Raw genomic sequence first — 21,539 nt, forward strand, 5'->3', positions numbered from 1 at the left:
ATCCGGAATCGAAGGGAACGCGGTGAATCGCCACGAGCGGCACACGACCTTGCTGGAGCTGCTGACCGAACGGCATCAGCTGGAGGTCGACGCCATCGCCGCCGAGCTCGGCGTGTCCGTGGCCACCGTCCGCCGCGATTTCGACCGTCTCGCCGAGCAGCGGCTGCTGACGCGGACACGAGGCGGAGCGATCGCACACTCCGTCTCGTACGACCTGCCTCTGCGGTACAAGGCGGTACGGCACGCCTCGGAGAAGGAGCGCATCGCGCGTGCGGCGGCGGCGATGGCCGAGCGCGGCATGGTGATCGGGCTGAACGGCGGCACCACGACCTCGGAGGTGGCCAGGGCCATCGCCACCCGTGCGGATCTTCAGGGCACTCCGGACGATCCCGCGATCACGATCGTCACCAACGCGCTGAACATCGCCCATGAGCTGGCGGTACGCCCTCATATCAAGATCGTCACCACGGGCGGGGTCGCGATGCCCCAGTCGTATGAACTGGTCGGGCCGCTGGCTCGGCACATTCTGGGCGAGATCAGTCTGGATATCGCCTTCCTCGGAGTGGACGCCCTCGACGCGGAATCGGGCGCCGGCGCGCACAACGAGCACGAAGCGAGCATCAACGCGCTGCTCGCCGAGCGCGCGGAGCGGCTTGTCGTCGTGGCGGACAGCTCGAAGCTGGGCGCCCGAGCCTTCGCCCGGATCTGTCCGGTGGAGGACATCGGGACACTGATCACGGACACGGGCGCACCGGAGCTGACCGCACGCTTCGAGGAGCGCGGCGTGCCTGTGGTCCAGGTCTGACGATCCGGACCACAGGACGACCGGGCCGCAGGACGACCCGGACCACAGCACGCGATACGCGGCGGGAGACGGCGTTACGCGGAGGGCGCCTTCTCGGCCGTCCCGCCCGTCTTTCCCGTGCCTGCCACGGTGGTGGTGTCCTGTCCCGCGACTTCGGTGGAGAGCACGGGCCAGCCGTCCTCGGGAACCATCGCCACGGGCCGCCACCACGGCGCGGTGGGAATGTCCTCACCGGTGGGCTCGAAGGGCTCGCCGGGACGCGGCAGCGCGATTCCCGCGCCTGCCTCGGCAGCCGCCGCGATCGTGCCCTCACCGGGCTCGGCCCACGGGTGCGGCGCGAGATTGAACGTACCCCAGTGGATCGGGAGCATGACGCCGGTGGGCCGACCGCCCTGGAGATCGAGATGGGCGCGCATTCCCTCGGCCGGCGTCATATGGATGTCCGGCCAGTAGTCGCTGTAGGCACCGATCTGGATCATGGTGGCGTCGAACGGGCCGTGCTCGGCGCCGATGTCCTGGAAACCGGCGAAGTAGCCGGTGTCCCCGCTGTGGTAGACGCGGTGCTCCGGCCCGGCCACGGCCCAGGACGCCCAGAGCGTGTGCTGCTGATTACGCAGGCCACGACCGCAGAAGTGGCGCGCCGGAGTGGCGGTGAGCCGGATACCGGCCACCTCCGTGGACTCGTTCCAGTCGAGTTCGCGCAGCCGGGACGCGGGCACTCCCCAGCGCTCCAGATGGGCGCCGACACCGAGCGGTACGGCGAAGACCGTGTCCGTGCTCGCCAGGGCCCTGATCGTGGGCAGATCGAGATGGTCGTAGTGGTCGTGGGAGATCACGACGACATCGAGCGGACCGAGCGAGGAGAGCGGTACGGGGACCGGGTGCAGCCGCTTGGGGCCCACGAAATCGAACGGCGAACATCGCTCGCCCCACACGGGATCGAAGAGCACCCGTCGGCCGTCGATCTCGGCGAGCACGCTCGAATGGCCCATCCAGGTGAGCCGCAGCCCGGAGGCCGGGGGCAGGGCGAGGTCAGCGCGAGTCGTGGAGTGCACCGGAATGGTGCCGACCGGAGCCCGCCGCGCCCGCGCTTCCTTCTGGAAGTAGACCTTCGCGAACTCCAGACCCGAGCCCGAGGGTCTGGTCCTGGCACCCACCGGGTTCTGGAACACCCCGTCGGCGAAGTTGGGCGAGCGGTGGATCCGCTCGAGCCTCGCTCCTGCCGAGTCGGCCCCGAAGGCCGCGGGTCGCAGCGAGCGCAGCCGGGAGCGCAACGAAGGGGTGGAACCAGCGGCTGTCACAGCACCTCCTGGAGGTTCGGTGTCGTCCCATTATGTCTGGGCGCCTATCTCTGTGCGGGGCGAAGGATCGGACCACCGTCTGCCCCGCCGCACGGCCCTACAACGACGTCGGCGCCGTCAGGATTCCCGTATACGCCCTCGAAGTCGGCCCGTTCCGGGATGGTCCCGGGGCGATCCCGTGCGGCACCACGGGCCATACCACAGAGCGGGCGCTTTGGCAGGATGATCACCTTCCCCATACTGACTGGTAATTCAGTTGCGTGTTCGATCATCCTGGGTGGTACCGGCGCGCCGCATGACGGTCACTCAGCTCGATAGGGTGACGGTGTGGCGAGAGTACGGCTGAGTGTGTCGGAACGGCGCGAGGAGCTGCTCCGTGCCGCCGTCGGGCAGATCGAGGCCCGAGGCGTGGCGGCGTTGCGGATCTCCGATGTCGCCGCCGTGCTCGGCGTCAGCAGCGCGCTGGTGCTCTACCACTTCTCGACGAAGGAGAAGCTGGTCGCGGCGGCCTTCGCACATGCGGCGCGGGGCGATCTGGCCCGGCTGCGCGCGCTGCTCGGCCGACGCGCCACCGCGCTGGAGCGGCTGCACGACGCGGTCCGCTGGTATGCGCCGACGGGCGAGGCCAAGGGCTGGCGGCTGTGGATCGAGGGATGGGCGGCGGCGCTGCGCGAGCCCACGCTGCGTGAGCCGGCCCGCACGCTGGACCAGCAGTGGAAGGCGGCTCTCGCCGAGGTCGTCGCCGAGGGAACGGCGGCGGGCGAATTCGTCTGCGCGGACCCGGTGTCGGCGGCCGGGCGGCTGACCGCCATGCTGGACGGACTGGCGGTTCAGATGACGTCGTACGCGGGTTCACTGCCGCGCGCCACCATGCTGGAGTGGGCGGACGAGGCACTCGCCCGCGAACTGGGCATCGACCGCGCGGCGCTCGGCAGGCCCGGAGAGCTCGGCAAGGCCGGAGAGTAGAACGGCGGCCACACCGGAGCCGCCGGACATCCGGAACCGGACAGGGAGACGGAAAACTGTGGCACAGCAGCAGACCGATCCGACCGATCAGCTCGGTCACGATGTGCTGGTCGTCGGGGGCAGCGGGGTGGACACCGTCGTACGGGTCGACTCGCTGCCGGTTCCGCTCGCCGATTCGGTCGGGGTCGGGCCGATCCTCGAATGGCCCGGCCACACCGGCGGCAATGTGGCCCTCGGCTGCCGGGCGCTCGGTCTGGACGTCAAGTTCCTCGACTTCATCGGGGACGACTGGACGGGTGGTCAGATCCGCGCGCGGCTCGCGGAGGGCGGAGTCGATTTCGAGGCGCTGATCTCCCCGGCCGGCACCCGGCGCGCGGTCAATCTCGTGGAGCGCACGGGCCGCCGGATGTCGTTCTACGACGGCCGGGATCCCGCCGATCTCCGTATGCCGCGTGACTTCTATCTGCCTCACCTCCGGCGTGCCCGCCATGTCCATGTGGCCATCACCAACTTCGCCCGCTTCCTCTATGACGACATCGAGGCGCTCGGTGTGCCCGTCTCGACCGATCTGCACGACTGGGACGGACTCGCCGACCACCACAGGGAGTTCGCCTTCCGCTCCGACCTGGTGTTCCTGAGCGCGGCGGGAGCCGGGGAGCGGATCGCCTCAGTGATGCGGGAGATCCTGCGCGAGGGCCGGGCCGAGGCCGTGATCGCGACGGCGGGCGCGGGCGGCTCGTATCTGATGAGCCGTGAGGGCAGCCGTACCCCGAGGCCCGTCCCGGCGACTCTCCCGCCCGCTCCGGTGGTGGATTCCAACGGTGCGGGTGACGCGTACGTCTGCGGTTTCCTGTACGGCCGGCTGGCCGGGCTGGACCTCGAAGCCTGCGCCCGGCTCGGCGCGGTGGCGGGTGCCTACGCCTGTACGGGCGGAGGCAACGCGGCACTGATCGGCCCGGACGCGCTGAACACCGACCGGCTCCGCCCGGCCACGAACTGAGGAACGCCTGGGCACAGCGAGGAACATCGAGGGACACCGAGCCGAGCGGCCCAGGGCCGGTCCCTGCCCCGGGCGCTGCCTCAGCCGCTGCCGCTGCGCCTGCCGTTCAGGTCTGGCGCATCGGCTCGTACTCCTCCGGTTCGAGCCCGAAGGTCCAGGCGACTCCCTGCTTCGCGGTCCTGGTCGTGGGCGGTACCCGCAGCCAGTACGTACGGTGTGTGCCGTCGGGCTCCGGCGTGGAGTTGACCACCTCGACCATCGCTATGTCCTCGTCGTTCTCCAGCGAGATCCGCCAGAGCACACCGCTCTCGTCGCGGTGGACGGGCTGTGCTCCCGACTCGTTCAGATAGCGGTCGTAGCCGTAGTGCTCCAGCATCACGCGACGCAGCTCGGCGTTGGCCTCGTTCCGTATCCGTTCGGGAGTCAGGGACGCCAGCTCGCCGAGGAATTCGGCGGGAACCGGCATCCCGCGCCACGCGTACAGCGCGAAGCCGTCGGGGAAGGCGAGCGCGGGACCGTCGCCGCGGTCGAGCCGGCCCGCCTCGTCCCGGTGGAGTTCGGAGGGACGCTCGCATATCACCACGGCCCGTTCGTACGGCCACCACCAGCCGGCGTGCAGCGCCACCTCCGCCAGTCCCTCAAGGCGTTCGCTACGGCCGTCGAAGGCGGCGAGCCAGGCCGCGTCATGCTGGCCGAGCACCGCGTCGAGCAGCACCGTACGGATCTGGGCCGCCTCCACAGGCTTCTCCGCGAGCGCCTCCACCACTCCGGTCCTGATCCGGTCGGCGAGTGTCCGGCCGGTGTCCCAGAGCCGGGCGCCGGTGGCGCTCCAGTGCTCGGCCCAGCCGGCCGGTCCCAAGGTGTCATGCACCCTGCGCCGTTCCTCGGCCCAGGGATAGGTGCGCACCTCGTCGCGCACGGACCGGCCCGCGCCGTCCAGCGACCGCACCAGCTCCACACCGGCCAGCGGCGATCCGGCCCAGATGATCCGCTCCGGCTCCGCCAGTCCCGCCCTGCGGTACGCGAGCCGCACTCCGCGCTCGGCGGCCGGCCGGTCCGACTCGCCCGTCGCCGCCGCGACGGCCCGCCACTTGTCCATGTCGCTCATGTCTGAAGCCCCGTCCCTGTCATCCCTGTCCACTGTTCTCCGTGCCCGAGCCCGTGCGCCCGTCGCCGCCCCGGCGCCGGTCTCAGCTCGCTCACCTGCCCTGCTCGTCCCGCTCAGTCCGCGACGATGCGCACCGCGCCCGGCAGGTACTCGCGCTGGCGCACCACCCGGAACCATCCCTTGGGCAGCGGTATCGCCGCGTGCTCCTCGTGCACCACCCGCCCGCCGTCCGGGAGATGGAGATACATCGGCCCTGCCACATCGCCCGGCTCACGGATCAGCCGGCCGGGCCCGGTGACCGCGTGGGCATGGCCGGTGACCTCGCCGAGCGCCAGGACCAGCCGGCCCCGCGCGTCCCTCGGCTCACCGGACACCCGTGCCGCGTCCACGAGAAACGACGGCACCGTCTCCTGCGCGACGGGCACGATGAGCACGTCTCCCTGCCGGTACATGGCTCTCCCCTCCACCGGCGGCGCCGAGTGCGCCGAACCTGTGAAAGACGCTAGACGGGGGGTCTGACAATCGGCGGTGGCGACCGGCCGACCGGCCCCGGGAAGGGCGTTGTCAGTGGTGCTTGGTAGAACTGCTCCACATCAGCCGATCCGCGCCACCGCTGTCTGGAGCATCGCCATGACCATTTCGGGCCACTTGCAGGAGCTGTACGGCCTGCCCGCGTTCGACTTCCCGGCCGCCGACGCGAAGGCGGAGCTCCCGGCCCCGGCCTCCGTGGCCTGGCGGATCGCCGTCGAGGCGTACGAGGCCGAGGAGCGGTGGGAGGAGGCCTTCGCCCGCTTCACCGAGGCCGTGGACACCACCGAGGTCAGGGCGTTGATCGTCGGCTCCTGGAGCGATGCCTACGAGTCGGGCCCGGAGCCGGTGATCGAGGCCCTGGTGGCGGTGCGCGACCGGCTGCCCGCGCTGCGCGCGCTGTTCCTCGCCGACATCGTCGGCGAGGAGTGCGAGATCTCCTGGATCATTCAAGGGCTTGTGACTCCACTGCTCGACGCTTTTCCCGAACTGCTCGAATTCGGCGTCCGCGGCGGTCAGGAGCTGCGTTTCCCCGCCGTCCGGCACGAGCGGCTGCGCTCGCTCACCATCGAGACCGGAGGTCTGAACGCCGCCGTGGTGCGGGGAGTCGGCGCGAGCGAGCTGCCCGCGCTGGAGCATCTCGATCTCTGGCTCGGTGTCAGTGAGTACGGCGCGACGACCGAGGTGGCCGATCTGGCGCCGATCCTGGGCGGTTCGCGCTTCCCTGGGCTGCGCCATCTCGCCCTGCGCAACAGCGAGATCCAGGACGAGATAGCGATCGCGCTGGCGGGCGCGCCGGTGGTCGCCGGTCTGGAGGTCCTCGATCTCTCGATGGGCACCCTCGGTGACGAGGGAGCGGAGGCCCTGCTCGCCGGGCAGCCGCTCACCCATCTCAAGAAGCTCGATCTGCACCACAACTACATGAGCGAGGCATTGCGCGAGCGCGTTCTCGCCACGCTCGGCGCGGCCGGCGTGGAGGTGGACCTCGAAGAGAGCGAGGACGTGGATGACGACGACGAGGACTTCCGCTACACCGCGGTCTCGGAGTGATCCGATGCCGCCCTCGCCTCCGCGTCTGGCCGTCGTCGGGAATCCCGGCAACCGCCGTCTGAGCCTGTTCCAGGACGCCGTCCGGGCGGCCGGGCTGCCCGCCGCCCGGGTGGTGCCCTGGCTCGACGTGCTCCGCGGCGGCGCCCGGTTCGAGGCCGACGAGACCGTACGGATCGACTCACCGGGCGAGGATCCGGAGGTGGAGCGGCTGCTGCGCGGCACGGACGACCCGACAAGAGTCGAGGGAACGGCCCGCTGGTACGGGCGGTTCACGGCCGCCGCCGCGGAGCTGGGCCGGGCCGCGTCCGCCGCCGGGGCCGAGCGGCTCGACGATCCGGACGAGCTGGCGGTCCTCTTCGACAAGCGCCTCTGCCATGGAGTGCTGGACGCGGCGGGGATACCGGTACCGGCGTCGCCGACCTCGGGGCCCAGCGCGCCGGCCGTCTCCGGCTGGGACGACGTACGGTCCCTGATGGCGACGGCCGGGCTGCGCCGGGCGTTCGTCAAGCTCGCCCACGGATCGTCGGCGTCGGGAGTGCTCGCCGTCGAGACGGCGGGCCCGGGACGGGTGCGCGCCACTACCTCCGTCGAGCGCGACAGTGCGGGCCGGCTGTTCAACTCGCTGCGGGTGCGCCGGTATACGACCGAGCGCGAGGTGGCGGCGATCGTGGACACGCTCGCGCCCGACGGGCTGCATATCGAGCAGTGGGTGCCCAAGGCGGTGCAGGACGGCCGGTCGGCCGATCTGCGGGTGGTGGTCGTCGCGGGCCGCGCCACCCACGCCGTCCTGCGTACGAGTACCTCCCCGATGACCAATCTCCATCTCGGCGGGCGCAGAGGAGATCTCGGCGCGGCCCGTGCCGCGATCGAGGCGGCGGGCGGAAGCTGGGCCACGGCTCTCACGGTCTGCGAACAGGCCGCCGACCGTTTCCCGGGCACCCACTGTGTGGGCGTCGATCTGCTGCCCGCCCGGAGCTGGCGCCGGTTCGCGATCTGCGAGGTCAACGCCTTCGGCGATCTGCTGCCCAGTCTCATGGGCCTGCCCGGCCGGGACGCCGAAGGTCTGAACACCTACGCGGCCCAGCTCGCCGCCCTGCCGAGGCGCCCGCCACGCCGGACGACCGAGGAAAGACCATGCCGACATATAAGACGCGTCTGAGATGACCGAAACGACCGTAGCGACACCCGATATGAACGAGGTGGTCGGGCGGGACGATCTGCTGCTCGTCACCCTCGACACCCTGCGCTTCGATGTGGCCGAGGAGCTCGCCGCGGCGGGCCGTATCCCTCGTCTCGCCCGCCATCTCCCGGGCGGACGCTGGGAGAAGCGGCACGCACCCGGCAGCTTCACCTATGCCTCGCACCAGGCGATCTTCGCCGGGTTTCTGCCCACGCCCGCCGTGCCCGGCACTCATCCACGGCTGTTCGCCGCCCGCTTCGGCGGCAGTGAGACCACGGCCGGACGGACCTTCGTCTTCGACACGCCCGATCTGGTCTCGGGCCTCGCGGCGGCCGGCTATCACACGGTGTGTATCGGCGGCGTCGGCTTCTTCAACCAGCAAGGCGCGCTCGGCTCCGTACTGCCCGGACTCTTCCAGGAGAGCCACTGGGAGCCGGAGTTCGGCGTGACGTCGTCGGCCTCCTTCGAGGCCCAGATCGCCCGCGCGGAGAAGACCGTCGCCGGTCTCGACCGCGAGCAGCGGCTCTTTCTCTTCGTCAATGTGTCGGCGCTGCACCAGCCCAACTGGTTCCATCTGCCCGGCGCCACCCGGGAGTCGGGCGACTCACGGGCCACGCACGCCGCCGCTCTCGAATATGTCGACCGGCACATCGGCCGGCTCTTCGCCGCCGCGAGCAGTCGCCGTCGCTGTTTCACGATCGTCTGTTCCGACCACGGCACCACCTATGGCGACGACGGCTGGACCGGACACCGGCTGGGCCACGAGGCCGTCTGGACCGTGCCGTACGCCCACTTCTTCCTGGAACACGGGGACCTTCAATGAGCACCACCAGCGCCACGGGCGCCACCACCGGCGCCGCCGCACCACGCCCGTATGAGAGTTATGTCTATGCATATCCACATAAAACGGCCTACCGCCGTCTACCCGACCGCCCATCGCTGCGCGAACTGTGGGCCGGTGAACGCAAGGACGCCCTCTCCCTCTATCTGCACATACCGTTCTGCGAGGTCCGCTGCGGCTTCTGCAATCTCTTCACCCGTATCGGCGCGCCCGACGAGCTGACGACGCGCTATCTCGACGCGCTCGACCGGCAGGCGACCGCCGTACGCGACGCACTCTCCGGGCCGGACCAGGACGGCACCGACGCGATACGGTTCGCCGCCGCGGCCTTCGGCGGCGGTACGCCCACCTTCCTGGACGCCGCCGAGCTGGAGCGGCTGTGCGATATCGCCGAGAAGCGGATGGGCGCCGATCTGCGGGCCGTCCCGCTCTCCGTGGAGACCTCGCCGGCCACGGCGACCGCCGACCGGCTGGCCGTGCTCGCCGAGCGCGGCGCCACCCGGCTGAGCATCGGTGTCCAGAGCTTTGTCGACGCGGAGGCGAGGGCCGCCGTACGCCCGCAGCGCCGCGCCGATGTCGAGGCCGCGCTCGGCCGTATCCGTGACGCCCGGATCCCGGTCCTCAATATCGATCTGATCTACGGCATCGACGGCCAGACGGAGCACACCTGGCGTCACTCCCTGGATGCCGCGCTCGCCTGGCGGCCCGAGGAGCTGTATCTCTATCCGCTCTACATACGGCCGCTCACCGGGCTCGGCAGGCTGGGCGCGGGAAGCGACGCCGTCTGGGACGCCCAGCGGCTGCGGCTCTACCGGCAGGGCCGGGACCTGCTTCTCGCCGAGGGATACGAGCAGGTGTCCATGCGGATGTTCCGCCTCCCGGACAGCGGCACGGACAGCGGCACGGGCGCTCCGCCGCGAGGCGCGGACGACTACGCGTGCCAGACCGACGGCATGATCGGTCTCGGCTGCGGAGCCCGCTCGTACACCTCACGGCTCCACTACTCCTTCGACTACGCGGTCGACATGCGCGAGATACGGACCATCATCGACACCTATACGGCCACGGAGGACTTCTCCCGCGCGGAGGTCGGCCGCCCGGTCGACGAGGACGAGGCACGCCGCCGCCATCTGCTCCAGTCGCTTCTCCAGGCCCAGGGCATGGAGGTGGCCGGCTACCGCGAGCGGTTCGGCTCGGTGCCGGCCAAGGACTTCCCGGCCGAGCTGGACCGGTTCGAGGACCTCGGCTGGCTGGACACCGGCACGGATCCCGGGCTGCTGCGTCTCTCACCCGAGGGACTCTCGTACTCGGACGCGCTGGGCCCGGCGCTCTTCTCTCCCGCCGTACGGGCCGCGATGGCCGCGTACGAGGTGAAGTGAGCCCCGTGGACCTGACGATCCTCTACCGAGGCCCGCTCGCCTCCTGCGACTACGACTGTCCGTACTGTCCGTTCGCCAAGCGGCGGGACAGCCGCGAGCAGCTCCGCGCCGACAGGGAGGCGCTGGAGCGGTTCGCCTCCTGGGTGTCGGAGCAGCGGGACGACCGACTGTCGGTGCTCTTCACGCCCTGGGGCGAAGGGCTGGTCCGCTCCTGGTACCGGCGGACGCTCAGCGAGCTGTCGCATCTGCCGCATGTCGGGCGCGTGGCCATCCAGACCAATCTGAGCTGCCGTACCGACTGGCTGGCCGACGCCGATCCGGCGAAGCTGGCGCTGTGGTGCACCTACCACCCCGGGCAGACGCCGTACGACCGGTTCCTCGCCAAGTGCCACGACCTCGCGGACCGCTCCATCCGCTTCAGTGTGGGCGTCGTCGGCCTCGCCGAGCATCTTGAGCACGCCCGCCGGCTGCGCGCCGAACTGCCCGCGCACATCTATCTCTGGATCAACGCGGCCGAGGGCCACAGCTATACGGACGAGGAGGCCGCCCGCTGGACGGAGCTCGATCCTCTCTTCCCGTACAGCCGCAGGCCGCACAGCTCTGCCGGGCTGCCCTGCCGGACCGGTGAGTCGGTGATCTCGGTGGACGGCGAAGGGACCGTACGGCGCTGCCACTTCGTCCGTGCCGAGCTGGGCAATCTCTACGACGGCTCGTACCGGAAGGCGCTCGCGCCCCGGGCATGCCCGCTGGCGGTGTGCGACTGCCATATCGGCTATGTGCATCTGGAGACGCTGCCGCTGTACGACATCTTCGCGGGCGGAGTGCTGGAGCGGATCCCTCAGCTGCGGAATCCGCTCCGGGACGGATCAGTTCGGCGGGCCGCCCAGGGAGACCTGGGTGGTGTTCCGGTCCTCGTTCAGCTCGATGTTCTCGGCGCTGACCGACAGATGCGTCGCATCGGAGAACCGCAGCCGGAGCCGTAGATCGAACCGCCAGGTGTCGTCGCCGTTCGGATGGATGGTGACCGTCGCGGTCCCGTTGGACAGTCCCTCCTTCGTGGTCTCCGTCAGCACATCGAGAGGGTACGGACCGGCCGTCGTCCCGTCCTTGAACTGACCGAACGGCACGGAGATGGAGGCGGCCTCCACACCGTCCGGTGTCTTGACCGAGATATTGATCCCGGTGTCGTGGTCACGATCCTCATTGGCCGTGACAAAGGTGACCGCTCCCGCCGAGAGAGTCGCACTGCCGTTGTCCGCCATCGGAACCCCCTGAACCCACAGCGCCGTGGTACGGGCCTTCCTCTGGCCGGCGCCACACCGGAGGACCCCTTCGGCTCGGTTATCGCCGCGCTCGGCACAGCCCATGCGCAGGCGTTCCGTGGTCCATTCGGATGAGTGAAAATCCGCTGCGCAGCACCGGGACAGCCGGACCGGGATGCCCGTCGGCACCCCGGTCCGGCACCGCCGTCACTGGTTCAAGGGCAGAAGGTCCGGGCGCTTCGCCTCGACATGGTCCCCGGAGGACTCTCCGCGCAGCCGGCGCCCGATCCACGGCACCAGATACTCGCGCGCCCAGTTGATGTCGTCGCGCCGTACCTCGAAGGTGCCGCGCGGCGGCTGCGGCGGCCATGCCTGGTCCGGGTCGGCGGGCACATCGAGCCCGAGCACCTGCGCGGCGCGCAGAGCGACACGGGTGTGGCCCTCGGGTGAGAGATGCAGCCGGTCGCCGTCCCAGGCCCGCCTGTCCTGGACGGACTTGAGGGACCAGAGATCGAGCACCGGACAGTCGTAGCGGTCGGCGATGGCCCGTACATGGGCGGTGTACGTCGCGATCTTGCCGCGCAGATGACGGAGTACGGGAACGCCTCGGGTGTCGAAGCCGGTCGTCACCATGACCGTGCCGACCGCTCCGGCCAGATCGGCGACGGCCCGCTCGAAGCGCTCGGCGACATCGTCGGGATCGGTGCCGGGCCGGATGATGTCATTGCCGCCTCCGCAGAAGGTCACCAGATCGGGGGCGAGTTCCTTGGCCCGGGGAATCTGCTCGGTGACGATCTGGTCGAGGAGCCGGCCGCGTACGGCGAGATTCGCGTACCGGAAATCACCGTGCACGGTGTCCGCAGGACCGGCCGGGACGGCACCGTCGGTCACCAGGTCGGTGAGTTGGTCAGCCAGTCGATCGGCGAGCAGAACCGCGAGCCGGTCCGCCCAGCCGACATACCGTCCATCGGGTCCGGGATCGCCCACGCCCTCCGTGAAGCTGTCACCGATCGCCGTGTACGACCCGAATACGCCTCTTCTTCTTGATCTCGAATCGTCTGCCACAACACCACATCTTTCACCCGCAGATGTGACCTACGCGACCGTAAGGAAGGGTTGACCAGGCGTGAGATACACCATCGGTCAATTTTCGGCCAAGCGGGAATATGCCCAACGCTCTCCGCCCGACACGGAAGTACCGGTGCCGGGCGGAGAGCAGAGAACGGAGAACGCAGCAAGAACGACGCCATGCCTCAGTCGGTGCCGTACCTCAGATATTGACACCCTGATCGCGGAGATACGCCAGCGGGTCGATGTCCGAGCCGTACTCCGGTCCGGTACGGATCTCGAAGTGCAGATGCGGTCCCGTGACATTGCCGGTGGCGCCGGAGAGACCGATCTGCTGGCCCTCGCTGACGGTGTCGCCCTCGGAGACGGATATCGAGGACAGATGGGCGTACTGCGAGTAGTGGCCGTCGCTGTGCTCGATGACGACCTGATTACCGTACGAGCCGCCCCAGCCCGCCGTCACGACCGTGCCCGCGCCGACCGCCTTCACCTCGGTGCCCGTGTCCACCAGGAAGTCCACACCGGTGTGGTAGCCGCTGGCCCAACTGCTGCCCGAGGCACGGTACGGAGTGCCGATCTGCGGATCGTCGACGGGCGTGGTGAAGCCGGAGCCGCTGCTCTGCTCCGGCGTGTCGGCCGGCGTGGTGGTGGACGGATCCGAGGCACCGGTGTCGTCCGAGGCGCTGTCGGAAGACTTGGACGGCTCTGTCGGCTCGGCCGGCTTCGCGGGACGCGTATGGTCTGCGCCGCGCGCCTTGATGGTCAGCTTCAGCCCGGGGTGGATCAGCGACGGGTTCGGCCCGACGGCCTCGCGGTTGTCCGCGTACAGCTTGTGCCAGCCACCGTGGACATGCTGCTTCTTGGCGATCTTCGACAGGGAGTCGCCCGCGACCACGGTGTAGACCCGGGTCTTGGTGGCGCCCTTCTTGGCGCCGGCCTTCTTCGCGCCGACGTGCTCCACGACGGTCTGCTCCACGCCGAGCTGTTGCTGGGTGACGGCCTCGGGCGCGGTGGCCGGTGCGGCCTTCACGGCGGCGTGCGCGCCGGTGGCGCCGATGAGCGGAAGTGCGATGGCGGCTCCGCCGGTACCGGCGGCTATGAATCCGCGCGATACCGGGTTGTTGGCCTTGGGACGGCGGTGCTTACCCTTCGCGGGCATGGCGAATTCCTCTCCGGCGCCTGCGAGGTGAGCTGTCGGGTTCGGACGGGAGATGCCCGGTCGCGATTGTCGCGCGACTTCACCCCAAGCCGTTCCGGAGTTTCCGGACCGGCGTACTACCTGGGTCCCCCGCTCCTGCCACGCGTTGCTTGACGATACGAATTCCGGGCGGCGGCAGGATTCGGCGGTCCGTCCGGATTGAGGGTGAACGTAGGCGAGTGGGGCGAGCGGAACAAGCGATCCTTTTCCACCGACAAGACGCACTCGCATTTAACCCGGCTTTACCGGTCACCCTGAGTGGACGACGGCCTCCGAACTCCGCTCCAGACAAGGAATTCGAATACATGTCATCACCACGGAACGTCACGGATATGATCCTGGTCACGGACCGGAACCCATCTCATCCGCGACCGGGGCAGGACATAAGGAATCACCCAATACGGACAGATGCACATTTGGGCGATATCTATCAGCGAATAATGTCCGAATGCTCCCATCGGATTCCCGACAGCCGAACTGATTGCCACACGAACAGATGTCGTAGTGTCAGAGGTCGACAGCGTCGGCGAGCCGCGCCGACGGCAGACACGGAGGAGCAGGCCGTGACGCAGCAGGTCCCGTCGACAGAGCCCGAGCTGGCCGGCGTGCGCAACTTCCGTGATGTCGGAGGACTGCCCACCACGGACGGCAGGCAGGTGCGGCCGGGCAGGCTCTTCCGCAGCGGTCATCTCGCCAATGCCACCGCGGCCGACGCGGCCTTTCTCTCGTCCCTCGGGCTTCACACGATCTTCGACTTCCGCAATGCCGCCGATCTGAAGCTCGACGGAGCGGACGTGGAGCTGCCCGGCGTACGCAATGTGAACATTCCGCTCACCGACCCGGCCGACGGCGCCGAGTTCTGGCGGATGGTCAGGGACGGCGATCTGGACCAGCTCCGCTCGCTCCTCGCGGACGGCAAGGCCGCGGCCCGGATGACCGACTCGTACCGCTCGATCATCAAGGACCGCACCGCCGAGCACAGCCGTGTCCTGCACGCCCTCGCCGAGGACAGCATGCCGGCGCTCATGCACTGCGCGGCGGGCAAGGACCGGGCCGGTCTCTCGGTCGCCGTGGCCCTGCTCGCGGTCGGGGTGGAGCCCGAGGCGATCGAGGCGGACTATCTCAAGTCGAACGATCCGCACCGCCGCTATCCGGTCCGGCGCAGCGACAATTCGCCCGCCGGAATGTCCACCGAGGTGATGGACCTGCTCAGCCCGCTCTTCGACGCGCGCGCCGAGTATCTCGCGGCGGCCTTCGAGACCATCGAGAAGGCCTGGGGCACCACCGACACCTATCTCACCGAGGGACTGGGGCTCGCGCCCGAGACACGTGAGCGGCTGCGCGCCCGCCTCCTCGATTAGGTCCTGTCCGGTGAGTCCTGTCCGGTAGGTCCCGTCCCGCCGACTTCCCGTGCCCGATCCGGTGTTCGTGGCCGTGGCGTGGTTGGGACATGTCTCAACCACGCCACCCATGAACCAGTGACAGCCGCTCCAGCCCTACCAGATTCTGTCCAACAGCGCGTGACAGCGGAGTTGAACGAAAGGGCTGGACAAATGAGACGTATCCGCCTGACGGCGGCGGTATCCATGGCCTTGCTGATGACCGTGGGTGCCGTGGCGCCGGTCGCGGCCCGGCCCTCCGCCCGGGACACGGTGACCGACGGGCCCGTCGGCACCGCCGACTCGACCGGCGCCACCTCGGTGGGCACGCCCACGACGGTACGGCTGATCACCGGTGACCGGGTGACGCTCACCACGGGCCCGGACGGAAAGCGCTCGGCCTCGGTCCAGCCCGGTCCTGGCCGCGACGGCATCCTCTTCCGGACCGCCGAGCAGGACGGCCGGCTGTCCGTACTGCCGTCCGACGCTGCGGACCTGGTGTCGGCGGGAACACTCGACCGGGAACTGTTCGATGTGACCGCGCTCGTCTCGCAGGGATACGACGAGGCCCACACCGACTCGCTCCCGCTGATCGTCGCCCAGCCCTCCGAAGCACAAGCCGCAGGAACACAGGCCTCCGGAGCACAGGCCGCCGAGACCCTGCGTTCCCTGTCCGGGTTCCAGGACGACTCCGTACCCTCGCGCCTGCTGGAGAGCATCGGCGCCCGCTCGCTGCGGATACCCGGCGGCGATCTCGGTACGTTCTGGCACACGCTCGCGCCGGCCGGGGACACCATGACCGCCCGCGATCTGCGAGCGACTCCCAGGATCTGGCTGGACGGCAAGGTGAACGCCGTCCTGGACCGCAGTACGGCGCAGATCAACGCGCCCGCCGCCTGGGACGCCGGCTACCGGGGCCAGGGAGTCAAGGTCGCCGTCCTCGACACCGGCGCGGATACGACACATCCCGATCTGACGGGCCGGATCGTCGAGGCCAAGGACTTCTCCGGCAGCGGCGGCACCGAGGACGTCTTCGGCCATGGCACACATGTCGCCTCCACGGTCGGCGGCAGCGGCGCCGCGTCCGGCGGCAGCCGCAAGGGCGTCGCTCCGCAGGCCGGGCTGCTGATCGGCAAGGTCCTCGGCAACGACGGTTACGGCACCGAGTCCCAGGTCATCGCGGGCATGGAGTGGGCCGCGGCCGAGGGCGCCAAGGTCGTCAATATGAGCCTGGGCTCCGACACACCGACCGACGGCACCGATCCGATGAGCCGCGCGGTGGACGAACTCACCGCGAGCAGCGGCGCCCTGTTCGTCGTGGCGACGGGCAACAACGGCGAGATGGGCGACCGGACGGTCGGCTCACCGGGCGCGGCCGACACCGCGCTCACGGTCGGCGCCGTGGACCGTGACGACTCGCTCGCCCCGTTCTCCAGCCGCGGGCCCCGTCTCGGCGACGGTGCGGTGAAGCCCGATGTCACCGCGCCCGGTGTCGGTATCGTGGCCGCCCGTGCCACGGGCACGACCATGGGCGATCCCGTCGACCCGTACTACGTCGCGGCGTCCGGCACCTCGATGGCCACACCGCATGTCACCGGTGCCGCGGCCCTGCTCGCCCAGCAGCACCCGGACTGGCGCGCCGACCGGCTCAAGGACGCTCTGGTCAGTACCGCCCGTACAGTGCCCGGTCAGCAGCCCTCGCAGCAGGGCGGCGGCCGGATCGACTTGGCGGCAGCCGCGCTCGGCCCGCTCACCGCCACGGGCACCGTCGCGCTGGGCCCGTTCCAGACGGGCACGACCGCCGCGAAGACCCAGGCCGACGGCTCCGCGACCGCCACCGTCCGGACCGCCACCGTCCGCTACACCAACACCTCCGCCGCCAAGCTCTCGCTCCGGCTGACGTCCCAACTCGCCACCACCGGCGGGCGCGCGCTCGCGAGCGGCGCGCTCCGGCTCGGTACGGACACGGTGGACATCGCGCCCGGCGCCACCGTCGAGGTTCCGCTGAGCGCCGATCCGTCGCGGGCCGAGCGCGGTGACTACTACGGCTATGTCACCGCCACCTCCTCGGACGGCAGGACGGCCGTGCACACCACGGTCAGTTTTGTCGTCAACGGCCCGGTGCACCGGCTCACGGTCGACACGATCGACCTCCACGGCAAGCACATCGAGGCGCTGCCCACGATCTGGGGCCCGGACGGCTTCGTCGACTACACCAGCTTCTCGCCGGCTGTCGCCGAGGTGGAGGAGGGCACGTACCAGCTCAGCCACGCGTCGATCGGCGAGGCCGAGGACGGACAGGAGCTGCGCCAGGTCGTCCTGCCCGAGGTGAAGGTCACCAAGGACATCTCCGTCACTCTGGACGAGCGCCGGACGACGCCCGTGGAGATCCGCACTCCTCGCCCGGCCGAACAGCGCGGCATCGTCAGCTACCAGACCTACCGCCAGATCGACGGACACAGCCTGATCCAGGGCGTGATGTACTTCGACATCGCCAAGCGCGTCCATGTCAGCCCTACCGCGCCCGTGACCGAGGGAACCTTCGAATTCGCCTCGCGCTGGCAGCTCGTGGCTCCGCTGATCGAGACCGAGGTGTCCGGTACGAAGACCGATCTCGATCCCTACTACATGCCGAACTCACCGCTGTTCAGCGCCAAGGGCGTACGGCTCGCGGCGGTCGACGCCGGTACGGCCACGGCGCCCGACCTCCGTCCCGCCCGGGTGCGCGGCAAGCTCGCCGTCGTCCGTGACGACGGAGGAGACCAGTGGGACCTGGCACAGGCGGCGGCGAAGGCCGGTGCCAAGGGCCTGCTCGTGATCTTCCCGTACCGGTATCCGTGGACCCGGTGGAGTCCGGTGGGCGACCGCTACGCCGTGCCGGTGGTCCGGATCAGCGAGGCCGGAGGCACCGCGCTGCTGGCCGCCGCCGAACGGCACACCACCACGGTCGGGATCTCCGGCACCGCCGAGAGCCCGTATCTCTACGAGGTGATGCAGGTGTCGTCGGGACGGATCCCTCAGCAGGTGGTGCACACCGTCTCGGACCGCAACAGCGCCCAGGTACGCACCACTTACGCCGACAACGGCGGAACGTCATGGGCGAGCGAGCAGCGATTCGGCTGGCGCCCGTACCAGTCCACCGCCTGGAACCAATACACGCGCCATGTACCGACGGGCCATGAACGCACCGAGTACATCAGCTCCGGAGACACTCTCTGGCAGCATGTCGTCAACCACGCGACCACCTTCGATGTCGACGCGCCGTTGCAGTCCGGTATGAAGGACGCGCCGCGCACCTACCGGGCGGGCGAGCGTACCGACGAGCGCTGGTTCGGTGCCGTGGTACGGCCCGCCGTCCCGGAGGGCGCCGGACTGGTCTCCACCCGCTCCGGCGATGTACTGGCGCTGCGGATCCCGGAGTTCACCGACTCCACGGCGGGCCACTGGTCGCGCACGGTCACCAGCGGCGGTGGCATCGGCACCTCAGGTGCGGGCACCTCAGGCGTGGGCACGAAGGCCGAAGAGCCCGAGGGCGACACGAGTTCGGCCACGCTGTACCGCGACGGTACGAAGGTGAGCGAGACCGAGGGCGCCTGGGGCGATATCGAAGTCGCACCGGGGAAGGGAGACTTCCGGCTCGATCTGTCGACCGCGCGCGTCTCCGACGAGTGGGCGTTCGGCACCCGGACCACCACCTCGTGGTCCTTCCGCTCGGACACCACCACCGGGCGGAAGCCACTGCCGCTGCTCCAACTCGACTACGACGTGCGCGCCGACGCGCGGAACGCGGTCGACGGCGGGCGCTCCCACGACATCGGTCTCACGGTGCGCGCCCAGGACTGTCTGCCCGCGCCGAGCGGACTCACCGTACGGGTCGACGCCTCCTACGACGACGGAAGGACCTGGCAGCAAGCGGCGCGAGTCGGCAAGCGCGGGCAGAACGGCTTCACCGTCACGCTCGACCGGCCGGCCCGGCAGCGCGGCGACGCCTATATGACTCTGCGCGTCACCGCCACCGACCGGGTCGGCAGCAGCATCCGGCAGACCGTCGAACGCGCCTATCTGGTACGCGGATAGAGGGCATACACCGGTCCTGACGGCCGGTACGCCGATCCTGGCGGGCCGGTACGGAGATGAGGGCGGCGGATGCGTGGGTGTACGACAAGCCCGCGCATCCGCCGCCCCATACCCGTATCCGCCGCCCTCCACCCGTATCCGCCGTCCCGTACCCCGTACCCGTACCTCCTCGGCCGTTCGACCAGGGCGTATAGTGCGCTCTCGCATCGGCCCCGGATTCCGGCGAGTTCCGGTGCGCGGATCCTCCGGTACGCCCGCCCGTCGCCCCGCACGCCGACGGCAGGCGGCGGACACCCGTGCGACGGCGCACGGGCACACCGTCCGGAGGCCCGGACCGTACGGACGCGGCGGCGGCGCGGACACCTGGAAGACGAGGTGGTCCGTGGAGAAGGGAAGCACCATGCTGGAGCCGGCGGGCCTCACTCCGGCGGAGGAGACCGTCTACCGACTGCTCGTGACCGTGACCGCGGCCTCGGCGGACGAGATCGCCGACCACTGCGGTCTGGCTCCGGGAGACACCGAGCGCGTTCTGGCGGCGCTCACCGCCAAGGGCCTGGCCAGCGCGACGGACCGGGCGCCGCGGAGCTTCGCCGCCACTCCCCCGGATGTCGCCCTGCTGCCGCATCTCCAGCGGAACTCCGACGCCCTGGACAAGGCGCGCACCGCCGTGACCGATCTGCTGGAGACCTATCGGCGCACCAGACGCCGCCAGGACCCGGACCAGCTCATCGAAGTGATCACCGGCGCCGAGGCGTTGCGCCAGCATCTTCGCCAGATCCAGGACAACACCCGCCACGAGATGCTGTGGTTCTGCAAGGCGCAGTATGTGGCGATGCCGTCGGGCAGCAATCGCGCGGAGTTCGACGCGCTCGCCCGTGGTGTGCGCTACCGGGTCCTGTACGAGCGGGCGTTCTTCGACGATCCCGGGGCCGTCGACAATGTGGTGGAGGGCGTGCGCGCGGGTGAGATCGCCCGGGCCGTGCCGCATCTGCCGCTGCGGCTGGCCGTCGCCGACCGCGCCATCGCCATCTGCCCGCTGGTTCCGGGCGGCCCTTCGGGCAGTTCCGAGGAGCCCACCACGGCGCTGGTGCGCGGCAGCAGTCTGCTGGAGGCGCTGGTCGCGCTCTTCGAGCGGTACTGGGAGGACGCGGTACCGCTGGATGTCAGCGCATCGGGAACGGTCAGCGGTACGGACGGGACCGCGCCCGGCCATGTGCTCTCGGCGACGGACCGGCAGTTGCTCTCGCTGATGGTGGCGGGCGTCGCGGACAAGGCCATAGCCAGCCAGATGGGGCTGAGCAGACGTACCGTACAGCGGCATATCCAGGGGATGATGACGCTCGCCGGAGCGACGACACGGATGCAGTTGGCGTGGCAGGCGGCCCGCCGCGGCTGGATGTAGCCCAGGTCCGTCCACCGGCCGCTGCTACTGCTGTGCTCCGATGTGGAAGAGCAGATAGAGGAAGCCCGCGAAGAGATGCCCGGCCACCAGATAGGCGAAGAGCCGGATGACCAGCCCGCGAGGGAACGATGTCTCGTGGTCGGCGGTGCGCTCCGGCGGCCGGTCCTCCGGTCCTGCCGGGACCTGTATCCGGTTCTCCGACTCCGAGGGCTCCAACGACTCCGACGACTCCGACATGGTGACGGTCCTCTCTGCGTGGCTACGGGCTACGGGGCTCAGCGGTCTTACGTGTCAGCTCTTACGGCTCAGTCGCGATGAGCCCCGCCACCGAGGCACAGCTCGGTCGCGGGGCTCTGGAGCAGGGTGTGGACGAAGAGCAGCTCGGTCCCCTCAGGTCCGGCCGCCGCGATCCGGTGCGGAGTGAGCGAGTCGAAGTGCGCGCTGTCGCCCGGGTCGAGCACATGCACGGCGTCCCCGAGACTCAGTCGCAGTCGGCCTTCCAGGACATAGAGCCACTCCTCGCCGGCGTGCACACGGACAAGGTCGCCCTGCGCTCCGTACGGCACCCGGACGCGCAGCGGCTGCATGGCCCGGCCCGAGCCGCCCGCCTGGTGATATGTCCAGCCGCCGGCCTCGACCGGCTCCGCCCGGCCGGCCCGGACGATGGGATCGCGCTCCGGCGGCACCTCGCCGAGCAGATCGGAGACGGTCGTACCGTAGATCCGGGCCAGACCGAGCAGCATCGGCAGGGACGGCTGCCGCTGTCCGGTCTCCAGCCGGGAGAGATGGGCGGGTGAGAGCCCGGCCCGCTGGGCCGCGGCCTCCAGCGTGAGGCGCCGGCCACGCCGCAGCTCACGCAGGCGCGGCGCCACATCGGGGAAGCCGTCGGGCAGCTCGTCGGCCGCCTCTCCGGCGGGAGGTGTGCTCATACCTCCATTGCGCCAGGAACTTTCCTCTGGGGCAAATTTCTTGCCCCAGAGGCAAAGTCCTGGCTA

At 70.0% G+C, this 21,539-nt stretch carries 19 protein-coding genes and 1 riboswitch; of the genes, 11 read left to right on the forward strand and 8 right to left on the reverse strand.

Annotated features, from left to right (window positions below; all coding sequences use genetic code 11):
• The first annotated feature begins 22 nt into the window (after positions 1-22).
• Entirely contained in the window at positions 23-805 is a 783-nt protein-coding gene (locus ACFV6H_RS07280; RefSeq protein ID WP_385539443.1) for a DeoR/GlpR family DNA-binding transcription regulator, read from the forward strand.
• Positions 806-879: 74 nt separating this feature from the next.
• Here the strand turns inward: ACFV6H_RS07280 and ACFV6H_RS07285 are convergent, their stop codons facing one another.
• Positions 880-2,106 (reverse strand): MBL fold metallo-hydrolase, encoded by a 1,227-nt coding sequence (locus ACFV6H_RS07285; protein ID WP_385539445.1) that lies wholly within the window; start codon positions 2,104-2,106, stop codon positions 880-882.
• A gap of 327 nt (positions 2,107-2,433) precedes the next feature.
• On the opposite strand from ACFV6H_RS07285, the gene ACFV6H_RS07290 reads away from it, so the two are divergent.
• Both ACFV6H_RS07290 and ACFV6H_RS07295 read left to right on the forward strand, forming a co-directional pair.
• A complete protein-coding gene (locus ACFV6H_RS07290; RefSeq protein ID WP_385539446.1) occupies positions 2,434-3,072 on the forward strand; it encodes a TetR/AcrR family transcriptional regulator in 639 nt (212 codons plus the stop codon).
• Between the two features lie 106 nt (positions 3,073-3,178).
• A complete protein-coding gene (locus tag ACFV6H_RS07295) occupies positions 3,179-4,072 on the forward strand; it encodes a carbohydrate kinase family protein (RefSeq protein ID WP_385539797.1) in 894 nt (297 codons plus the stop codon).
• Positions 4,073-4,178: 106 nt separating this feature from the next.
• On the opposite strand, the gene ACFV6H_RS07300 is transcribed toward ACFV6H_RS07295, so the two are convergent.
• Both ACFV6H_RS07300 and ACFV6H_RS07305 read right to left on the reverse strand, forming a co-directional pair.
• Positions 4,179-5,180, reverse strand: a complete 1,002-nt coding sequence (locus ACFV6H_RS07300; protein ID WP_385539448.1) for a DUF6745 domain-containing protein — start codon at positions 5,178-5,180, stop codon at positions 4,179-4,181.
• Positions 5,181-5,293: 113 nt separating this feature from the next.
• The gene (locus ACFV6H_RS07305) at positions 5,294-5,632 is read right to left on the reverse strand and encodes a hypothetical protein (protein ID WP_385539450.1); all 339 of its coding nucleotides are present in this window, start codon (positions 5,630-5,632) and stop codon (positions 5,294-5,296) included.
• 178 nt (positions 5,633-5,810) lie between these two features.
• Between ACFV6H_RS07305 and ACFV6H_RS07310 the strand changes: the two genes are divergently transcribed.
• Genes ACFV6H_RS07310 through ACFV6H_RS07330 form a run of 5 tightly spaced genes read left to right on the forward strand, consistent with a single transcriptional unit; the run spans position 5,811 to position 11,141 of the window.
• Complete coding sequence (locus ACFV6H_RS07310) at positions 5,811-6,758, forward strand: STM4015 family protein (protein ID WP_385539452.1); 948 nt, start codon at positions 5,811-5,813, stop codon at positions 6,756-6,758.
• A 4-nt stretch (positions 6,759-6,762) separates the two neighbouring features.
• A complete protein-coding gene (locus tag ACFV6H_RS07315) occupies positions 6,763-7,917 on the forward strand; it encodes an STM4014 family protein (RefSeq protein ID WP_385539454.1) in 1,155 nt (384 codons plus the stop codon).
• A 31-nt stretch (positions 7,918-7,948) separates the two neighbouring features.
• Positions 7,949-8,761 (forward strand): STM4013/SEN3800 family hydrolase, encoded by an 813-nt coding sequence (locus ACFV6H_RS07320; protein WP_385539799.1) that lies wholly within the window; start codon positions 7,949-7,951, stop codon positions 8,759-8,761.
• Positions 8,758-10,158 carry an STM4012 family radical SAM protein gene (locus ACFV6H_RS07325; protein ID WP_385539456.1) on the forward strand — a complete coding sequence of 467 codons (1,401 nt, stop codon included), beginning with the start codon at positions 8,758-8,760 and terminating at the stop codon, positions 10,156-10,158. Before ACFV6H_RS07320 ends, ACFV6H_RS07325 begins: the two co-directional genes overlap by 4 nt.
• 5 nt (positions 10,159-10,163) lie before the next feature.
• The gene (locus tag ACFV6H_RS07330) at positions 10,164-11,141 is read left to right on the forward strand and encodes an STM4011 family radical SAM protein (protein WP_385539458.1); all 978 of its coding nucleotides are present in this window, start codon (positions 10,164-10,166) and stop codon (positions 11,139-11,141) included.
• Here the strand turns inward: ACFV6H_RS07330 and ACFV6H_RS07335 are convergent.
• The 3 genes from ACFV6H_RS07335 to ACFV6H_RS07345 all read right to left on the reverse strand — a co-directional run bounded on the left by ACFV6H_RS07335 (position 11,025) and on the right by ACFV6H_RS07345 (position 13,647).
• Positions 11,025-11,420, reverse strand: a complete 396-nt coding sequence (locus ACFV6H_RS07335) for a hypothetical protein (protein WP_384782212.1) — start codon at positions 11,418-11,420, stop codon at positions 11,025-11,027. The genes ACFV6H_RS07330 and ACFV6H_RS07335 overlap by 117 nt on opposite strands.
• Before the next feature lie 207 nt (positions 11,421-11,627).
• A complete protein-coding gene (locus tag ACFV6H_RS07340; protein WP_385539460.1) occupies positions 11,628-12,485 on the reverse strand; it encodes an SGNH/GDSL hydrolase family protein in 858 nt (285 codons plus the stop codon).
• Positions 12,486-12,690: 205 nt separating this feature from the next.
• Positions 12,691-13,647 carry a peptidoglycan DD-metalloendopeptidase family protein gene (locus ACFV6H_RS07345; RefSeq protein WP_385539462.1) on the reverse strand — a complete coding sequence of 319 codons (957 nt, stop codon included), beginning with the start codon at positions 13,645-13,647 and terminating at the stop codon, positions 12,691-12,693.
• A 4-nt stretch (positions 13,648-13,651) separates the two neighbouring features.
• Positions 13,652-13,844: riboswitch (cyclic di-AMP (ydaO/yuaA leader) on the reverse strand.
• Between the two features lie 405 nt (positions 13,845-14,249).
• Between ACFV6H_RS07345 and ACFV6H_RS07350 the strand changes: the two genes are divergently transcribed.
• From ACFV6H_RS07350 to ACFV6H_RS07360, 3 genes are all read left to right on the forward strand, one after another.
• The gene (locus ACFV6H_RS07350; RefSeq protein WP_384975174.1) at positions 14,250-15,047 is read left to right on the forward strand and encodes a tyrosine-protein phosphatase; all 798 of its coding nucleotides are present in this window, start codon (positions 14,250-14,252) and stop codon (positions 15,045-15,047) included.
• Between the two features lie 192 nt (positions 15,048-15,239).
• Positions 15,240-19,142: a S8 family serine peptidase gene (locus tag ACFV6H_RS07355; RefSeq protein ID WP_385539464.1), complete on the forward strand. Its 3,903-nt coding sequence runs from the start codon at positions 15,240-15,242 to the stop codon at positions 19,140-19,142.
• Positions 19,143-19,542: 400 nt separating this feature from the next.
• Positions 19,543-20,544 carry a LuxR family transcriptional regulator gene (locus ACFV6H_RS07360; protein ID WP_093593952.1) on the forward strand — a complete coding sequence of 334 codons (1,002 nt, stop codon included), beginning with the start codon at positions 19,543-19,545 and terminating at the stop codon, positions 20,542-20,544.
• Positions 20,545-20,568: 24 nt separating this feature from the next.
• Here ACFV6H_RS07360 and ACFV6H_RS07365 read toward each other — a convergent pair whose 3' ends face one another.
• Positions 20,569-20,781: a DUF6126 family protein gene (locus tag ACFV6H_RS07365; protein ID WP_385539466.1), complete on the reverse strand. Its 213-nt coding sequence runs from the start codon at positions 20,779-20,781 to the stop codon at positions 20,569-20,571.
• A gap of 68 nt (positions 20,782-20,849) precedes the next feature.
• Complete coding sequence (locus ACFV6H_RS07370; protein ID WP_384782200.1) at positions 20,850-21,473, reverse strand: helix-turn-helix domain-containing protein; 624 nt, start codon at positions 21,471-21,473, stop codon at positions 20,850-20,852.
• Between the last annotated feature and the right edge of the window lie 66 nt (positions 21,474-21,539).

Origin of the sequence: Streptomyces sp. NPDC059743, assembly GCF_042732975.1 — a bacterium.
Classification (GTDB): domain Bacteria; phylum Actinomycetota; class Actinomycetes; order Streptomycetales; family Streptomycetaceae; genus Streptomyces.